Origin of the sequence: Promicromonospora alba (assembly GCF_042654905.1) — a bacterium.
Classification (GTDB): domain Bacteria; phylum Actinomycetota; class Actinomycetes; order Actinomycetales; family Cellulomonadaceae; genus Promicromonospora; species Promicromonospora alba.
Map to the genome: position 1 here is coordinate 223941 of NZ_JBHSFI010000003.1, position 17012 is coordinate 240952.

Sequence of the window (17012 nt, forward strand, 5' to 3'; positions counted from 1 at the left end):
TCCCGCCCGGTAGGTGACGGCACCTCAGCGGTGGCTTCTACTGCGACTATTCTGCGCTCGTGACCACCGTGCGCGAGCTGAATAGCCTCGCTGACGTGCGCAGCGCGGCTGGTGGCGATGCGCTGGTGCTGTGGGCCGCCGCGGGATCGGCACGTGGCTCGCGCGCATTTTCTGTTGGCGAGGCCACCGCGGTGGCGGCGCCGGGTCTGTCCGGCCGCGACCGGCTTGCCGTCACAGGCCCTGCCGGGGACGCCTCGGCTCTGGTCCGCGCAGTGCTGCCGCACGTCGGCTCTGCATTCCGCCCGATCGGCGACGAAGACTTGATCAAGCATGTGGTGACCGAAGTTCCAGAACTGGAGTTCGTCGACGCCTTCGGATGGATGCAGACCGAGACCGCCACGGGCAGCCGCGGCACAGCCTCCTGGCTGACCGCGGCAGACGGCGATGACATCACCGCATTGCTCGATGACACGTTTCCGGACTCCTATGCCCGACCCGGGCGGCCAGGTGTGCACCGCTGGGCAGGCATGCGCGACGAATCGGGAGCGCTGCTGGGCTGTGCCGCCGACGCCTGGAGCGCTCCAGATGTCGGCTTCCTTGCCGGCGTCGCGACCGCGGAACTGGCACGGGGTCGCGGTGTCGGCGCGGCGGTGTGCAGCTTCGTCCTGGACAGCCTCGTCGAGCGCCACGGCATGGCCGCTTTGATCGTCGACGGCTGGAACGCCGCCGCCGTCCGTCTCTACCGTGGCCTCGGCATGTCATGGCGCCCCCTCGCGGCCGCCAGGGTCATGAACCGCTGAAGATGACGACGAACGAGGAGCCAGCGAGTGACCATTGACGAGGGCCAGCATCCCGTTCCGGCCGCTGCGGCCATCGTGTCGAACGTGCCCGACTCGTTCCCCTGGGGCGTGCTGACGCGACGGCACCCTGAGCTGATCGCCACAGTCCGTCGGCTCGTGCCCTACCCACCAGCGATCCAGGAGTCGCTCGACCAGCTGCTGGTGACCATCGATGGCACCATTCCGCCGCTCCCGGCCGACGCTCACGACCGGGCGGCATGGCAGGAGTGGGCAGCCCCGTACCTGGGTCGCGGGTGGCTGGACGTACCGTTCCTGTGGTCCGAGTCGTACTTCTACCGCCTCCTGCTGGAAGCCACGGGCTACTTCAGTTCGGGACCGTGGGCCGGGATCGACCCGTTCGCTCCGCAGAAGACCGCAGAGCTCGACACACCTGACCTGGCCCGCGACCTGGGAGACCTTGACCGTCTCGTCACGGCCCCCGAGCAAGCCGGCCTGTCCGCGGCGCTGACCGCCTCGCTGTGGGGCAACCGGGCAGACCTCGGCTTCCGGATGTCCGACCCGTCCGCCCAGGGCAAGGACCAGGTCGACGACCTCGTCGCGGACGACTCGGCAGAACTGTGGCGCCTCCTGGGTGCAGGTACACAGGGCCAGGTGCACCTCGTCGCGGACAACGCCGGCCGGGAACTGACTGCCGACCTCGTCCTGATCGACCGCCTCCTGGCGACCGGGCGTGCCGCAACGGTGACGCTGCACCTCAAGCCCCACCCCTACTACGTCTCTGACGCCACGACCACCGACCTGCTCCAGGTTCTACGGCGCCTGGAGGCGGCAGGTGACACCGCTGGCGACATCGCTGACCGACTCGGTGCCGCAATCGGCGATGGGCGACTCCAGGTCCGCGCCCATGCCTTCTGGTGCAGCCCGCTGAGCTTCCACGAGCTGCCCGCCGACCTCGCCACCCAGCTGGCCGAGGCGACCGTCGTGATCATCAAGGGCGACCTGAACTACCGGCGCCTCGTCGGCGACGCCCACTGGGATCCCACGACCTCGTTCCAGGACCTGACGTCCTACTTCCCCGCACCGCTGGCGGCGCTACGGACACTCAAGTCGGACGTCGCCGTCGGCGTAGACCCAGATCGCCTGACGCAGCTGGAGGCCAACACGCCTGGATGGCGCACCGACGGCACGCACGCCGTCATCCACGTGCGCTCCTGAGCTCGACCTTCCCAACCACGAAATCTGTGAGAGCCCGGCGCTGTAGCAGTTCTGTAGCACCTTTGACGCATCGCATCTTCGGGATACCCGTTGTCAGAGCCGTGCGGCACCCTGTTACCAGCGGTGTAGCAGCCCCGGTGCGTGGCCTGCGAGACATCGTCGAGCCCAAGGGAGGCACGGTGGACAACCGGCGCGAGGAGATCGCACGACGTCGTAGGGTGCAAGGGCTGAGCCAGGAGGCGCTGGCCGCGCTGCTGAATGTTGCGCGGACCACAGTGGCGCGGTGGGAGTCAGGCGAGGTCGTTCCTCTCCCGTGGGTTCGGCCGCGGCTCGCCGAAGCTCTTGGACTTTCGCTCGTGGATTTGGATGCAGTCTTCGATCCGGCCGCGCTGCAGGAGGTTGTCGTCGCGACGCCAGTGGCAGAGGAGCCTCCCGGGCCAGCAACCCTGGACGATGACGTGCTGTGGAGGATCCTGATGGACGAGGGCGACGAGCTGGAGCGCAAGCAGTTCTTGCGTTTGGTACTCGCCACTGGTGCCGTCTCAGCTCTGAGCACCGTTGAGGCTGCGGCATCCCCCAGGTCTGTGCTCGATCCGCGCTCAGTAAAGTCCTACGCCTCGATCGCAGCCGTACAGCGGGACCTGTATTGGTCGCTCGACGCGCCCGCAATGCTCGATGTGACCCTGGGTCACCTCCGCTTGGGTACCCAGCTCCTGAACGCATCGGCGCGCGACGACCATCTGACCAGAACCATGTCCGCCGCTGTCGCGCACACGGCCTTACTCGCGGCACGTGTCTCACTGTTCGACCTCGGTCAACCCCGTCTGGCCGAGCGGTGCTTTGCCGTCGCTGAGTCGATTGCGGCGGACGCCCGAGACCCGTGGCTCGCCGCGGTCGTAGCCGGTCACCACGCGTTTGTCCCTGGGTTCGCCGGCGACCTCACGGCAGCCCAGCGTCACCTGGACCTTTCCATGGTCCATTTGCGCTACCGACCCAGCGGCCTGGTGGAGTCGTGGTTAGGTTGCGTCTCCGCCGAGCTGCATGCCCGCAACGGGTCCGCCGTCGAGGCTCGGAACCTGACTGGTCGCGCCGAGCAGGCTCTGGCCAGATCGACAGAAGCTCCCGGCTGGTTCGACTTCTACGACGCAAGCCGCCTGGCCGGTTTCGCCGGCAACGCCGAGCTGCTGGCCGGCAAGCCCGCCACCGCCGCGACCTGGCTCGGGCGCGCACTCGACGAGCTCGACGACAAGGCGACCAAGCAGCGCACGGTGCTCCTGCTTGACCTTGCCGCCGCACATCGGACCCTCGACGCGGACCAGGGCGCGGCGTACGCAGACGAGGCACTCACTCTTCTGGAGACAGAGCCGTACAGCGCGGCGATCGATCGGCTCGGCGACGTGATGTCCAGGTTCGACGGGACTCCACACGGCACCCGCCTCGCAGAACGGGCCCGCACCCTCCAGCCTGCCTGAGCGAGACGGTCAGCGGGCGTTGTACTCCGCGACGCGGCTGGGCAGCTCGGCGAGTGTTTCGAGCTGGAACAGGCAGAGCGCCTCGCAGTCCTCGCCCAAGAGCCGCGCCGCTGTGTCGCCGCGCAGGATGTGTCCCCAAGGGCCGCGGCGCAGCACTGCCGTCTGGATGCCGAGTGCCAGGGCCGGTCGGATGTCGTTGTCCAGGCGGTCGCCCACGTAGAGAATCTCCCCCGGCAGCAGGTCGGCCTCGACGAGGAGCCGCTCGAAGAACGCACCGTCCGGCTTCGACGCGCCCCAGGAGTCGGAAGTACCGAGCATGTCGTTCGGCAGGTCGAGCTCGCGCAGGATGCCCTCCGCCCGCACGGTCTGGTTCCCGGCAATACCAACCTGCAGCCCCTGGTCACGAAGTGCGGCCAGGCAGGGACGCGCGTCCGGGTAGAGGTCGTCCTCCCCGAACCACTCCGGCTGGCCGACGGCGGCACGCATCTCCCGCTCCTCGTCGAGATCGAACCCCGGCCGGAAGACCTGGAACGTGTCCCGGTAGTCGAGCCCCTGGGCGATGACCGCGCCGAAAACCGCCGAGAACGTCTGCCGTGGTACGCCGAGCCAGTCCGCCCACGTGCCGTACTCGCGGGTCTCGTTGACCAGAACCTCACCGACGTCGAACCACACAGCGCGAATCACCGGGTCAGCGTAACCAGTCACGTGTCACCCCCTGAGGAGCCGTGCCGCCAGCGCGCCGGCCAAGGGCTGCGGGGTGATGTGCAGCACGAACGCCACAGAGATGCATCAGCGGTGCGCTGGGATGCCAGCGGGCTGGACGGTTGGATCGGTATCGGGCAGGCGCGGCGCCTGCCGGTTGTCGACATGGGAGGTGCCCGATGGACATGTTCGAGCTGCCGCGTAAGCCTGACCTGGGCTTCGAGACACTGTTCTGCTCTCGGTCCGTGCGTTTCGTGCAGTCGCCCGAGGAGGCGCACGACTACAAGAAGGTCTCCGGGTCGTCCGACGGCGCGAAGACCTACGACACCACGGCCGTCTGACGAGAGGGGCTGAATCTCGTGCTGCGGATGCGTATCGATACCCGTGCTGCCGGTCCCTTGATGTGGACCGGCACGAGCTACCGGAGCCAGGACGGAGCGACCCGGATCACTCCGGTCGTGAACCCCGCCGCCGAGCAGGTGGCCGTGACCGACCAGACCCGGACCCTGGTCGTGGTCCGCGAGAGAGCCTCCGGAACCAGGGCGACGTCGGCGGCCGTCGAGACCGTGACGCCGACGGTCTTCGAACGTATCCGCAGCCTGGCAGTGCAGTGGCCGCTGGATTTCGTGGCGATCGAGCTGGCCGACAGCGAGCCGGTGCAGGTGACTGCCGGGGCCGCTCGCGTCACGCCCCTGTATCTCGCCCATGACGCCCACGTCCTTGCGGGGTCGTGGGACATGGCCGACCTAGCCGGCTACGTGCGCGGGATCAACGTCCGCGAGGCCGCACGGCTGCTGGTGTACCGGCCCCGCTACAGCACCGACACGTTCTTCACCGGCATCTGGCACCTGACCGAGCGCGCTACCGCGTACTTCGCCGGCCACCTGGTGATCCGCTACCCGGAACCCGCGCTCCACCTACGCCCTCGCGACCTGTCCCAGGACGCTGCGGTGATCGACGCCTTCACCAGCACCATCGACGCCGTCTTGGACAAGCGCCCGCTGGACCCCGACCGGACACTGTTCCATCTCACCGGGGGCTTCGACTCTGGCACCATCGCGGCCCGCGCCGCCGCGCGCTGGCCCGGCCGTCTGACCACTGCGGCACTCCTGATCGGCGGCCCCGGCCGCGGCTCGCAGATCCGACGACGGACCGAGATGCGCGCCGTCATGTCGTACGCCGAGACGGACATCCTGATCGACGCGATGGAGCACCAGCCCCTGGCCGCCGACTGCCTGCGCACCCAGGGCGCGCGCATCAGCCCGGCCGAGGAACCCCTGCACCACCCATTCACCCTCATGGCCCGCGCCACGGCCCAGTCCGGAGCGACCAGCGTTGTCACCGGCCTCGGCGGAGACGAGATGGTCGCCCTGTCCGTCGAGGAGTACCCGGACAAGAAGCTCCCGCCCATCTCCACGGCCGCGGATCTTCCGTGGATCGGAGCGCGAACCCGGGCTGCGCTGGAGTTCGCGGACGACGGCATCGCACCACCGGCTCAGATCAACTCCATGACGCTTCTGTCCTTGGAGACCACCGCACCTGTCCTGCTGCGCGAGGGACTCTGGCCGGTCCACCCGTTCGCCGACCCGGACATGGTCGCGCTCGGCGAACAGCTCCCCTACGACTGGCGGATGCTCAAGCAGCTCCAGCGCCAGCACCTGGCCTCCCACGGCATGTCCGACGACGTCACCCACCCCACCGCCCGCGAGTCGTTCGCCGAGGTCGTCCAGCACGCCCTGACCACCCAAGGAGTCACCTTGCTCAAGGAGATGCTCGATGAGGGATCACTCCTGTTCGAGGAGAAGCTCGTCGACCCCGACGGCATCACCTCCGCCGTGCACCGCCTCCAGTCCGGGACCTACGGTGAGGACCACGACGCCAAGCTCCTCGAAGTCCTCACCCTCCACCACGCCACCACCGCCTACTGCTGACCGCCCCGGCCCTGCAAGGAGTCCCGACCGTGTTCACGATCCGACCCAGCACCACAGCCGACCGCCCAGGAGTGCGGGACCTCATCCTGGCCCGCTCGGACTGGCTCGAACAACGAGGAATGGAGAGCTGGCGCGACGCAACGGACTCCGTCGCCAACCTGGCAGGTGAAGACGGCGGAGGCATGTGGGTCGTGCAGGCCGGCCAGCAGATCATCGGGACGACCACCCTGCAGGACCAGGCCCCGCCGGAGTGGACCGACGACGAAGCCGCACAACCAGCCCTATACCTGTTCACCACGGCAACCCACCCGGACTGGCTGGAGCACCGGATCGGCACCCAGATCGCCTGGTGGGCCCTCGACCACGCCGCACGACGCAGCCTCGAATGGGTACGCCGCGGGTGCTACTTCGACGGTCTGGCGAACCTCTACCGCGAGCAGGGCTACACCCTCGTACGCACGACCCAACGCAAGACCCGCACCGTGCACATGTTCCAGCACCGCGCGCAGTTGCGCAGCGACCTCGTCCTCACCGAGACATCGACGATGCCGGCGCGCTAGCGGCGCAGCAGTGGAGCAAGTTCCACATAGAGCGGGAGAGCGATGATGACGTTCTCGCCGTGCCGACCCTGAGGCGTATCAACAGCGAGAGCGAGGAAAGAGACCCGCGAAAGCCCACCCGCACTAGCCATAGAAGCGTGCAGATTCGAGATTGCATAGCTGTACAGCGATCCTGAGTCATCAGGCAGTGGCCCATCCAGCATCCGCAGAAGTTCCCGGATCGCCTGTGGGTTCGACATAAGGTGCGTTGGATCTGGCAAGTCTGGCGATCGGTCAAGCAGCCCTGCGGCGGAACCGCCGAGCATTACCGCTCGCTCTTGGGAGCTGCTCGTGAAGACCGCAGCGTTCCTCACCTTGGCGCTCCCGTCCGGCACACCGTAGGCCATCTCGACGCCGATACCTTCGATCCACACGCCTCTTGTGACCCCAGGATCGTCGTACGGAAGCACCTCGTAGTCCTTCCGGATGGCTCGTTCGACCTCAGAGATGGCGGCCACCAACGCGGAGTTCCCAACTCTCTCACTAGCCGAGTCCCGGTCGATGGTGACCCCTGCCGAGACAACTCCTAAGCCAAAACTCACATCTCTGAGACGGGCAACCACCTTAGGCGGCAGTGTGGCAGCGATGCGCTCTACACGGGTTCGCGAGAGGTAGATGAAGTCACGCATGGCTGGTCGACGAGGCATCCCGTCAACCTAGCCAGACCTGACGCAAACGCGAGCCGGAGTCCACCGGTGGAGCGTCATGCGCTAGCCGACGTCAGCCAGCGGGCACCTGAGGACGACGCTTCGAGCTCGGCTGGAATCACACTTCCACGAGTTTCGGCTCCCGCTGTCACCACGCAGGGGATCTGCACCTTCCTTGACATGACCGACATGCCACGCAACAGCGCCGACCTCGTCGCCTCCCTCGACGACGGTCTCAGGAAATTGATTGCGACCTGGGTGTCACTGAGCACCAAGGTTCCACACCTTCCTGTGGCGAAGGGCCCTACTGGGAAGACCAGTAGATCGCACGAGGTGCGAGTGGCCTCGTCGTCGAAGGGATCCCTCGGTGCGTAGAAGAAGTCAAGGATGGGGCAAGAGCACGGTTGGCATCGCCGCTGGCATCGGGCTGGCTTCCCAACTTGGACGGGAAGTCAACGGCGGCGATCTTATGGTCACGGTGCTCGCCGGGCTCCTCGTGCTCGCCGGGCTCTTCGTGCTCGTCGGGCTAGTCCTATTCTCACGTGCTGATGAGGCGGCCCGCCGATCCGTCATCGCTCTTGTCACCAACCTCTTCCACGGCCACCCGCCCGACTGGTCCGACAAGGATTCGGGCACGGATGGTGTTGATCAGTGAGTTCGCCGCGGGACGCACTGCAAGCAGGTGGGAACAGGACGCTGGCCGAACCGTCAGTGGAACAGGGCCGGCCAGGTCGATGGGCAGGCGCATATTCGGATCGGTGAGTTTCAATGCCGCCCCAGCGGCAACTCGTACAAGGCAGGGCCGATGGCGGGATCGGTCCTGGTCCAGCGAGCGCTTGGGCCCAGATCCGTAGTCGGGTATCTGAGCCCGGCGATGTCCGCGGCGGCGATGAGGTCCAGCATGGTGACGCCGCCGATGGCAGCGATCGGTGCGTGGCGGACCCAGGCGCGAGCGATAGCGGAGTGGATCTCGGCTCCAGCGAGATCGGCGCCAGATCCATGCCAGACGCGCAGCTTGGCCACCCCGGGGGCCGACTCGACAGCCACGGCGAGCTGAGCGGCCAGGTCAGGCAGGAGCGTCGTGTCGATGTCCGGGAGGAGCGGGTCGAGCGCCGTCGCCACACCGTCCTCGTCAACCGTTCCCGTGACCTCGTCCGCGGCAGCACGTACAGCAGCAGGTGCGTGGCCCATGCTGATCCCGCGTCCCGCCCACACGAGCGCTTCGACGTCGTTCTCGGAGTCCCCGACAGCGACTGTCGCTTCACGCGGGACATCGAGCTTGTCTCGGAGAGCTTCCAGCGCGCTCGCCTTCGTGACGCCGGTCCCGGTCACGTCCAGCCACGCCCGACCAGCGGGAGTCACCGTGACACCCGTCGCGCGCAACGCGTCAAGATGCTGCCGTACCCCTGGCGCCGCCAGCACCATCCTCGTCGCAGGGCTGACGCAGAGGTCCGCAACAGAGGCCGTCTTCTGCTCACCGTTGAGCTGCCCTGGCCCGAACGGCGCGCTTACCCTCCAGCCCCAGCCGGGCTCCTCGACCGCTACCCGAACCGTAGGGTGCAGCTCCAGGGCACGATGAATGACAGCGGTCGCGTCGAACAGCTCGCTGCGGGCGTAGTGGTAGCCGCCGGGCGCGCCCGCGTCCAGGCGGATCGTCAGCGCCCCGTTCGAGCACACCACGTAGCAGTCAGCCAGTCCGAGAAGCTCGGCCACCGGCAGCGCCCCGGCAAGAGACCTCCCCGTGGCGAGCACAAGAAGGTGCCCCGCTGCACGCACCAACCCGATCGACCGGCGCACCGCAGCGGCGACGACGCCGCCAGACGACATGACGGTCCCATCGATATCAAGGGCGACGAGCATCTTGACGTGCGTCCCGACGGCGGTCACGACCGACCCCCGAGACCAGCCAAGACACGTCCGCGCTGGATCGCTGGATGCGGGCCGCCAAGCAGGACGCAACGCATGCCGTGCTGCTCCAGCTCGTAGGCGAGCCGGGCATACGCCTCGGCAAGTCTCGCCTCGGCCGGGACCAGCACGATGCTCGCGCCGTGACCACGGGCAGCTTCGGTCACCTGGCTGATCGTGAGCCCGTCACGGGTGTCATCGAGAGTCTCCGACAGCGCCAAGCCCTCCGTCTCCGCGTAGGTCGCGACCAAGCGGTGCTGGCGGTCGATCTCGTTCGTGGTCCGCGCGGCGACATATTCAGCGCGACCGGGCGTAGACCGATCATCGGGTCGCTCCGAATTTACGATGCAACGAAGCACCGGCTGGGGGTCTGGTCTGGGTCTGCATCGCTCACGCTCCGGGTCGGGTGAGAGGCTACTGGAACGAGGACTCTCCTACCCTTCCCATCGAACCCGGGACACCTACTCGTCTGTAGCGCACGGCGGTCGCGGTACTGACGCACCCTTGTCGCACCGACATTCCAGGGCTCGGCCATGCTCTGTGACCGGCGATGCTCTGAAGCGACCTTCAGCACGGTCCAAGAGCACCTTCATCAAGCCGGCGACGGCACCAGGCAGACCGCACACACGGGGGATCCGGAGCCCCTAGAGTCGCCGCCATGAGCACGAAACTGTCGCACGGGACATCGGGCGCGCTGCGGCGTTTCGCGGGTTGGGTTGCTCGCGGGTCGGTCGGGCATCCGCTCCTCGATGGGATCGACTACTGGGACGACTTACGCGACTCACCAAGCCAGATGGAGACGCTGTTCGCGATCTTCGCCAACGTCCTAGAACTCGACGACGAGGGCGAACCCGTGAACGAGAAGCACGCCGAGCGGCGAGCAGCAGCATGGCTCTACCAGTACTGCACCGGGAGCCTGCCGCCGGGTGAGCCCGAACTTGAGGGTTGGGAAGTCGCGCTCTACTGACGGCCGCAGCTCAGCTGCCACCAGCCCCGGACATGCGACAGGCCCCCCAGCCAGCGTCTCCGCCGGCCAGAGGGCCTGTCGTGCATGGTGGGCGATACTGGGATCGAACCAGTGACCTCTTCCGTGTCAGGGAAGCGCGCTACCGCTGCGCCAATCGCCCATGCTGCTGTGCGAGGTGGGTACGGGATTCGAACCCGTGTATACGGCTTTGCAGACCGCTGCCTCGCCACTCGGCCAACCCACCGCCCGGCCAACCTACAACCTAGGCGTGCTCTCATCAGCCGAAGATCTACGAGAGCGGCGTTTTTTCCGAGCGGACGACGGGACTTGAACCCGCGACCCTCACCTTGGCAAGGTGATGCTCTACCACTGAGCTACGTCCGCGATGCCGGGCATCCTGGGGTTTCCCCCGGTGTTCCGGCGTTCTGAACATTAATCGACCAGAGGGCTAACCGTCCAATCGGTCGCGCCGCCGTACGGTTGTCCCGTGTCCCCCAGCCCGGCCCATCCGCCCGCAAACCGCACGATTCGCCCGGTTCCGTCCCGCCCGACTCCCGCAGCTCCGCCGTCCGACGTGACCGGAGACACGGGATGGGCGAGCTTCGCCGGACGCGTCGCGACGGACGCGGTCGAATGCATCGACGTCCTGGCCGAGCCCGAACGGCTCGCGTCCGGAACCTGGTTCGTCGTCGCAGACTTCGAGGCAGCCTCGGAATCAGGAACGACGGGCCAGGCCCGCGCCTGGCGGTTCACCACCGTGCACGACGCCGGGACGCCACCCGCCACCACCTGGACCGGTCCCCCGGCCGACACCTGGACCTCCTCGATGGACCAGGCCGGCTACGAGGCCGCCGTCGGCCGGGTGCGCGAGCACGTGCGCGAGGGCGACGTCTACCAGGCCAACATCTGCCGGGTGCTGTCCGCACCCCTCGCCGTCGGTCCAGCAAGAACAGAACCCGACGCCCGGGCGCTCGCCGCCCGGCTCGCCGCGGGGAACCCGGCGCCGCACGCGGCCGCCGTCCACGTGCCCGCCGCGACCGGGCTGGACCCGGTATGGGTGGTGAGCGCCTCCCCCGAGCTCTACCTGTCCGTGCGGGACGAGCCGGGGACCGGGACCGTCGTCGAGTCCGGCCCCATCAAGGGCACCGCCCGCACACCCGACGGGCTCACCGAGAAGGACCGCGCCGAGAACGTCATGATCACCGACCTCGTGCGCAACGACCTGCAGACCGTGTGCCGCCCCGGCACCGTCGCGGTCACCTCGCTGCTGGAGGTCGAGGAGCACCCCGGCCTGGTGCACCTCGTCTCGCGGGTGCGCGGCACGCTGTCGGACGACGTCGTCCGCTCCGGCGAGCTGTGGCGCCGTCTGCTGGCCGGAACGTTTCCCCCCGGCTCGGTCTCGGGCGCGCCGAAGTCGAGCGCGCTGCGGATCATCCGCGAGCTGGAGCCCGTCCCTCGCGGTCCGTACTGCGGCGCGGTCGGCTGGGTGGCCGACGGCGAGGCCTCCCTCGCCGTCGGCATCCGCACGTTCTGGTGGGCCGACGACGGGAGCGGCGGCGTGCTCCGCTTCGGCACCGGCGCCGGCATCACCTGGGGCTCCGACCCGACGGCGGAGTGGCACGAGACCGAGCTCAAGGCGGAGCGGCTGGTCGCGCTGGCGTCGGAGCCCCGGTGACGGCGGCCGGCCGGTGACCGGCGTGGCGGCGGATCAGTACATCAGCGTGCCGAACCCGAGCTGGTCGTACCCGCCCGACGTCGAGCCGTAGTCGCCGCCCCCGCCCTCGGGGCGCACGCGCTCCGCCATCTGACGCACCCAGCCCGCCTCCAGGCCCTTCCGCCCGCTGTAGTGCGCGAGGACCGACGCCCACACCGGCCGCAGCTGCCCCCGGCTGGCGGAGCTGACCTCGGTGTGGGTCGACCAGCCGACGTGCGGCGCCGTCGTGTTCGGGCCGGACTGCCACGTGTAGTCGGTGAACGGGACGTCGTTCCCCAGGTTGTACTTGGCGACGTACTGCGCGCCCTTGAGGAACCGGTTGTTGTCGTACCCGTAGCAGTCGATGCCCTGGTTCCAGGCCATCTCGCAGAAGGCGCCCATCTGGCCGATGCCCATCATGGTGTGCCCCTGGTCGCGGCCCGCCTCCTGCCACTGCCCGAGCCCGCCGTCGACGTCGTGCAGGAAGGGCACCGCGTGCCGGATCGAGCCGTTCCCGGCGCCGTCCTCGAAGTAGTCCACCGCGCGCTGGACCAGGTCCGAACGATCGGTGAAGATCCCGATCGCCAGCACCGAGTTCATGGTGCAGAGGTCCCAATTGGCCCAGTAGTTGGTGATCACCGCGTTGTTGTGGCTGGTGAGGAACTGCTCGTTCATCGGGTGGAAGATGCCCAGCAGCATGTCCGCGAACCGCCCGCGGTCGAAGTCAGCACGGTTGCGCACGAGCTCGGCCGCGTTGGCGAACTGGTACCCGTAGAGGCCGGCGGCCAGGTACCGGTCCGCGTTGCCGCCCAGCGACCGCATGGTGCCGGACCAGGCGTTGAGGATCCGCGACGCCGCCGCGCCGTGCGCCTCGTCACCCGAGACGTGCCATCGCAGCGCGTTCTGGTAGGCCGCGTGGATGTCGGGGTACATCTGGGCGTAGTTCTCGCCGGTCCCGCCCCGGATCACGTCGGCGAGCGGGCGCGGCTGCCACGTCGCGGCGGACCGTCCGTTCGCGACGAGGCGGCCCCAGCCGGCGGTCCACGGCTGGGCGCCTGCGGCGACCCGGCTGCGGGCGGCGGTCAGCTGGGCCGCAGTGTGCTGCATGCCCGGGTGGGTGGCGAGCACGGCGGCAGGACTCGCCGGTGCGGCGGACGCCGACTGCGCCGCCAGCGCGCTGCCGGAGAGCCCGGCCAGCACCGCCAGGGACGATCCGGCGAGGAAGGCGCGGCGCGAGGCGCCGTCCGTCCCGGTGTGCGGGGTTTCTTCACGTGCGGTCATCGCGGTTTCCGTTCTGTCGTCATTGACAACGGCCATAGATAACGGGCACAGCTGCCGGCCGGCCGGAGCTCAGGCCGCCTCGAGCGCGGCCACGGCCGCGGCGAGCTCGTCGGTGGTGGCGTCCACCTCCTCCTGGTCGGGGGCGGCGCCTGCCGAGCGGAGCGCGAGCCCCGCCTCGCGGGCGGCGTCGAGCCGCTGCCAGGACGACGCAGTCCAGTCCGCGGCAACGAGGTCCGCGGTCTCGGCCAGGTACAGGTCGAGCGCTGAGCGGTCCACCGTGCTGGTGACGAGCGCGACCTCGGCCAGGTTGGTGCTGCCGGAGCCGGCCAGGACGCGGATCGCGCCCGTGTCGACGGGCTCGGGCAGATCTATCTGGTTCCAGCCCGACGTCGCGCCCTTGATCGTGGCGAAGGTCTGCCAGGTCCTGCCGCCGTCGGTGGATCCCTGGAGCTGGATCCCCTCGGCACGGCTCACGTGGGTGGAGCGGGGCACGTACCGCACGGCCTCCACGTGGAAGGTGCTGCCGTCGTCGGGAACCACCTGGACCCAGCCCGCGGCCTGCGTCGTGTCGGTGAAGGTGGCCGGGTCGCCGTCGAACATCGCCCAGCCGTTGGCCGCCGCGTCCAGGCGCCCGTCCCACGACGGCGTGCTCGCGGTGACCCACTGGCGCGCGACGGAGGCAAGCTCCGGCGTCGGCCGTTCGAGCAGGTCCCAGGCGGAGAGGACACGCTGCGCGAGGGCCTTGTCGTCCGCTCCCGGCACCGCGGCGGTGCGCACCGCCTCTATCTCCCGGGTGAACCGGACCGCCGAGCCACGGGACCAGCCCGACAGGTCGGCGGCCTCCGCCTCGGCGAGCAGCAGGTCGAGGTCCGCCTCGGTCCGCTCGCCGTCGATCCGGAAGTCCGCGAGGGTCCAGATGACTGCCGGGTACGCGGGGTCGGTCGGCGCGCCGGGCTCGTCGATCTGGAGCTTGAGGTACCGGAACTCCTTGTCGCGCTCCGCCTCGCGCACCGCGACCTGCTCGATGTTCGTGTCGTCGCCCGCGTTGGGGTGCTCGGTCAGCAGCGTCCAGGCCTCGCCGTCGGACGACCCGTAGACGTTCGTGCCCTCGGCCCGGTTGGGGAACGTGTCCCGGGCGAGGAACCCGAAGCCGTCGGCCCGGACGCGGTAGCCCGGACCGAGGTCGAGCACGACGCTCGGCACCCGCAGGTCGCCCCAGGTGGACTGGCTGTCCCCGTCGGTCAGCGCCAGGAGGGTGTTCGGCGCGAGCTGGTCCGAGGTGACGATGCGGGAGAAGTCGAGCGTGCCGTCCGGCAGACGCGGGTCGAGCAGCTCCAGGCCGGCGACGGCCAGCCGCAGGCCCTCCAGCAGGACGCCGAACTCCGCCGGCGTCACACCGTCCACGGCGGCCAGCGCCGCGGTCCGCGCCTCGGCGACCGGCGTCCAGCTCGCGGTCGTGTAGGACGCCGGCTCCGCCAGCCCGTCCAGGAGCGCGCCCACGGCACCCGCCCGGTCCGGCGCGACGGTGAGGGACACAGGCAGCGCGGTGTCGGCCTGGTCGTCGGAGGCGACGACCAGGAGGCGCTCGGCCCCCTGCGCGTACGGCCTCCACGTGAATGTGCCGTCCGCCAAGACCTTCGCGGTGCGGGGCGCGTCCTGGAGCCTCAGCGAGAAGTCGCCGTCGGGGTCCGTGACGCCAAGGTCCCGGGTGTAGGGCTCGCCGGCCACGGCCACGACGTCCAGCGACGGGCCGTCGCCGAAGGTCGGCGGGGCGAGCGTCCCGTTCGCGTCGGCGAGCAGGCCCGCGACGTCCACGGAGGTCCTGCCCGCGGTCGCGCGGAGCACCACGAGGTTGGCCCCGGCGTTCGGCACCTTGCTCGAGGCGACGTCGAACCAGACGTACCGCCACTTCCCGCCGGTATCCGGGAGCTGGACCGTGGTGAAGGGCTCGTCGTGCGAGGTGCGGGCGACCTCCAGGGTCGCGGTGCCCTGGGTGCGGACCCGCACGCCGACCAGCGCCGTGCTGCTGCGGTCGCGGTACACGACCCGGCGCACGGCGACCCGGGCGTCGTCCTTCGTGGCGTTCAGCCGCACGAAGCTCTGCCCGGCGTCGTCGGTCAGCTGCTTGGCGCCCCTGCCGAGGGTGTGGCCGAACTTCCCCAGGGGCAGCTCCGGCCCGTCGCCCACGGGCGGCACCGTCACGTCCTCCTGGGCGAGCTCGGGCGGGAACGCCACCCAGTACTCGGCGCCGGTGAAGTCCGAGCCGCTCTCGTTCCAGAAGTTCGAGACCGCGGTGCCGTAGCGGTACAGCGGCCCGTCGCCGTGCTCGTACAGCTCGGCGACGAACGGTGCCTCCGTCTCGACGTCCACGCCCGCGACGTACTTGTACTGGTAGTACAGCTCGTTCAGCGGCTCGCGCAGGCGTCCGCGGTACGCCTCGGAGAGCTTGCCCGATCCGCCGGAGGTGTCGATGTAGGGCGGCTCCTCGCCCATCATGAAGGCGGCGAAGACGTCGCCTCCCTCGAGGATGCGATTGTCCAGGAACTCGTACGGGCTGACGGCGTCCGGCGCGGTCGAGACGGTCCCGTCGACAGGGTCGATCTCGGTGCCCTGGTTGTGCACGATCCGGGCCAGGGCCGCCAGGAGGTCGACGTCGCCCTCGGCGTGCGCCTGGTCGCGGCCCATCTCCACGTGCTGGACGAAGTCCTTGCCGTACGGGTTGAGCGGGTCGCCGGAGTCGATGAGGCGGAAGAGCGAGGCCAGCGAGCCGTTCACGTCCCCGCCGTTGATCGTGTGCTCGCTCTCGTAGCCCGCGTTGACGGTGAACCACTCGACGCGTTCGGCATACAGCTCGGCGTCGTCGAGGAAGATCGCGGCGGAGACCATGCCGATCACGCCGTACAGGTGCTGGTTCCACAGGCGGTTCTGGGAGTAGAGGAACGTGTCGAGCACCGGGCGGACGAGGTTGCCCTCGATCCGCTGCTCGTCGCGTTCGGTCCAGCGCAGGTCGTAGCCGTCGAGCTCGGCGTTCGCCGGCTCGGTGGAGCGGATGATCTCGGCGGCGACCAGGGTCTGGTAGAGCGGGACGCCGGTGTGGATGTGCGCGTCGGGGAAGTACTTGTACCTGGCCGGGTCCAGGCTGCTCCAGGTGCGGATCACGTGCAGTGCGTTGGCGCGGTGCCGCTCGTCGCCGGTGACCAGGTACATCAGCGCCTGCGTCATGGCGCCGATGCTGTCGGCGTGCTGGCGGCTGCGCATGCTCGCGGTGTCGTACGCGGTGGCGGTCGGCTGCTCGTCCGTCGGCCCCTGGATCGATGCCTTGAAGTCGACGGCGGCGTATCTGGTCTGCGTCATGGCGTCGTAGTAGCTCGCCCAGGGCTCGACGCCGGCGCGCACCTGGGTCCGCATGTTCTCGAGGTGGTCAGCGGTCAGCCCGACGCCGGGGTGTGCGAACCCGGCTTCGCTCACCGTCCGGTGGATCTCGACCGGCTGCACGGCTGCCTGGCCGGCCAGCAGTTCGGCGTGGCCGACGTCGTCAGCCACCGCCGCGGACGCCGGGACCATGCCGGCGATCACGACGGCCGCCGTGGTGAACAGTGCGGCCGCTCTCGAGCGCAGCCTGGACGTGCGTTGCCTCATCGTGCTCCCTCCACGGCCGCAGCTCTGCGGGCCGAGCGCGGCACCGGGCCGCGCTGTCGTCACCTCGTCGTGAGTCGGGATATCGTTATCCCAGGAATACGTTATCCCGACGTACCGGACAGCACAAGGGCTGCGGCTTCTGGTAACAGAGCCATCGCGGC

General features: G+C 69.2%; 15 protein-coding genes and 3 tRNA genes. 9 read left to right on the top strand and 9 right to left on the bottom strand.

Annotation, left to right across the window (positions count from 1 at the left end):
• Positions 1-59: 59 nt before the first annotated feature.
• The 3 genes from ACFO6V_RS06250 to ACFO6V_RS06260 all read left to right on the top strand — a co-directional run bounded on the left by ACFO6V_RS06250 (position 60) and on the right by ACFO6V_RS06260 (position 3487).
• Positions 60-800, top strand: a complete 741-nt coding sequence (locus ACFO6V_RS06250) for a GNAT family N-acetyltransferase (protein ID WP_377133329.1) — start codon at positions 60-62, stop codon at positions 798-800.
• Between the two features lie 27 nt (positions 801-827).
• Entirely contained in the window at positions 828-2015 is a 1188-nt protein-coding gene (locus tag ACFO6V_RS06255; RefSeq protein ID WP_377133331.1) for a damage-control phosphatase ARMT1 family protein, read from the top strand.
• Between the two features lie 137 nt (positions 2016-2152).
• Positions 2153-3487, top strand: a complete 1335-nt coding sequence (locus ACFO6V_RS06260) for a helix-turn-helix domain-containing protein (protein ID WP_377133333.1) — start codon at positions 2153-2155, stop codon at positions 3485-3487.
• Between the two features lie 9 nt (positions 3488-3496).
• Here ACFO6V_RS06260 and ACFO6V_RS06265 read toward each other — a convergent pair whose 3' ends face one another.
• Positions 3497-4171 carry an HAD family hydrolase gene (locus tag ACFO6V_RS06265; protein WP_377133335.1) on the bottom strand — a complete coding sequence of 225 codons (675 nt, stop codon included), beginning with the start codon at positions 4169-4171 and terminating at the stop codon, positions 3497-3499.
• Between the two features lie 197 nt (positions 4172-4368).
• Between ACFO6V_RS06265 and ACFO6V_RS06270 the strand changes: the two genes are divergently transcribed.
• From ACFO6V_RS06270 to ACFO6V_RS06280, 3 genes are read left to right on the top strand one after another with little or no spacing between them, the layout of a single operon-like run.
• Entirely contained in the window at positions 4369-4530 is a 162-nt protein-coding gene (locus tag ACFO6V_RS06270; protein ID WP_377133337.1) for a hypothetical protein, read from the top strand.
• Between the two features lie 27 nt (positions 4531-4557).
• Positions 4558-6120: an asparagine synthase-related protein gene (locus ACFO6V_RS06275; RefSeq protein ID WP_377133339.1), complete on the top strand. Its 1563-nt coding sequence runs from the start codon at positions 4558-4560 to the stop codon at positions 6118-6120.
• A gap of 29 nt (positions 6121-6149) precedes the next feature.
• Entirely contained in the window at positions 6150-6680 is a 531-nt protein-coding gene (locus ACFO6V_RS06280; protein ID WP_377133341.1) for a GNAT family N-acetyltransferase, read from the top strand.
• Here ACFO6V_RS06280 and ACFO6V_RS06285 read toward each other — a convergent pair.
• The gene (locus tag ACFO6V_RS06285; RefSeq protein ID WP_377133343.1) at positions 6677-7348 is read right to left on the bottom strand and encodes an SAVMC3_10250 family protein; all 672 of its coding nucleotides are present in this window, start codon (positions 7346-7348) and stop codon (positions 6677-6679) included. The genes ACFO6V_RS06280 and ACFO6V_RS06285 overlap by 4 nt on opposite strands.
• Before the next feature lie 385 nt (positions 7349-7733).
• Here ACFO6V_RS06285 and ACFO6V_RS06290 point away from each other — a divergent pair, with 385 nt between their 5' ends.
• A complete protein-coding gene (locus ACFO6V_RS06290; RefSeq protein WP_377133345.1) occupies positions 7734-8021 on the top strand; it encodes a hypothetical protein in 288 nt (95 codons plus the stop codon).
• A gap of 110 nt (positions 8022-8131) precedes the next feature.
• On the opposite strand, the gene ACFO6V_RS06295 is transcribed toward ACFO6V_RS06290, so the two are convergent.
• Positions 8132-9253, bottom strand: coding sequence for an HAD family hydrolase (locus ACFO6V_RS06295; protein ID WP_377133347.1), 1122 nt, complete (start codon positions 9251-9253; stop codon positions 8132-8134).
• Positions 9250-9522, bottom strand: a complete 273-nt coding sequence (locus ACFO6V_RS06300; protein ID WP_377133349.1) for a hypothetical protein — start codon at positions 9520-9522, stop codon at positions 9250-9252. Before ACFO6V_RS06300 ends, ACFO6V_RS06295 begins: the two co-directional genes overlap by 4 nt.
• 407 nt (positions 9523-9929) lie before the next feature.
• On the opposite strand from ACFO6V_RS06300, the gene ACFO6V_RS06305 reads away from it, so the two are divergent.
• Positions 9930-10238: a DUF7677 family protein gene (locus ACFO6V_RS06305; RefSeq protein WP_377133351.1), complete on the top strand. Its 309-nt coding sequence runs from the start codon at positions 9930-9932 to the stop codon at positions 10236-10238.
• A gap of 85 nt (positions 10239-10323) precedes the next feature.
• Here the strand turns inward: ACFO6V_RS06305 and ACFO6V_RS06310 are convergent.
• The 3 genes from ACFO6V_RS06310 to ACFO6V_RS06320 all read right to left on the bottom strand — a co-directional run bounded on the left by ACFO6V_RS06310 (position 10324) and on the right by ACFO6V_RS06320 (position 10622).
• Positions 10324-10398, bottom strand: a tRNA-Val gene (locus tag ACFO6V_RS06310).
• Positions 10399-10411: 13 nt separating this feature from the next.
• Positions 10412-10482, bottom strand: a tRNA-Cys gene (locus tag ACFO6V_RS06315).
• Positions 10483-10550: 68 nt separating this feature from the next.
• Positions 10551-10622: transfer RNA gene (locus tag ACFO6V_RS06320), tRNA-Gly, on the bottom strand.
• A gap of 190 nt (positions 10623-10812) precedes the next feature.
• Here ACFO6V_RS06320 and ACFO6V_RS06325 point away from each other — a divergent pair.
• A complete protein-coding gene (locus ACFO6V_RS06325; RefSeq protein ID WP_377133354.1) occupies positions 10813-11913 on the top strand; it encodes a chorismate-binding protein in 1101 nt (366 codons plus the stop codon).
• Positions 11914-11946: 33 nt separating this feature from the next.
• On the opposite strand, the gene ACFO6V_RS06330 is transcribed toward ACFO6V_RS06325, so the two are convergent.
• Both ACFO6V_RS06330 and ACFO6V_RS06335 read right to left on the bottom strand, forming a co-directional pair.
• On the bottom strand, positions 11947-13212 hold the full coding sequence (locus ACFO6V_RS06330) for an alginate lyase family protein (protein ID WP_377133356.1): 1266 nt from the start codon (positions 13210-13212) through the stop codon (positions 11947-11949).
• 69 nt (positions 13213-13281) lie between these two features.
• Positions 13282-16851, bottom strand: coding sequence for a discoidin domain-containing protein (locus tag ACFO6V_RS06335; RefSeq protein WP_377133358.1), 3570 nt, complete (start codon positions 16849-16851; stop codon positions 13282-13284).
• Positions 16852-17012: the final 161 nt, after the last annotated feature.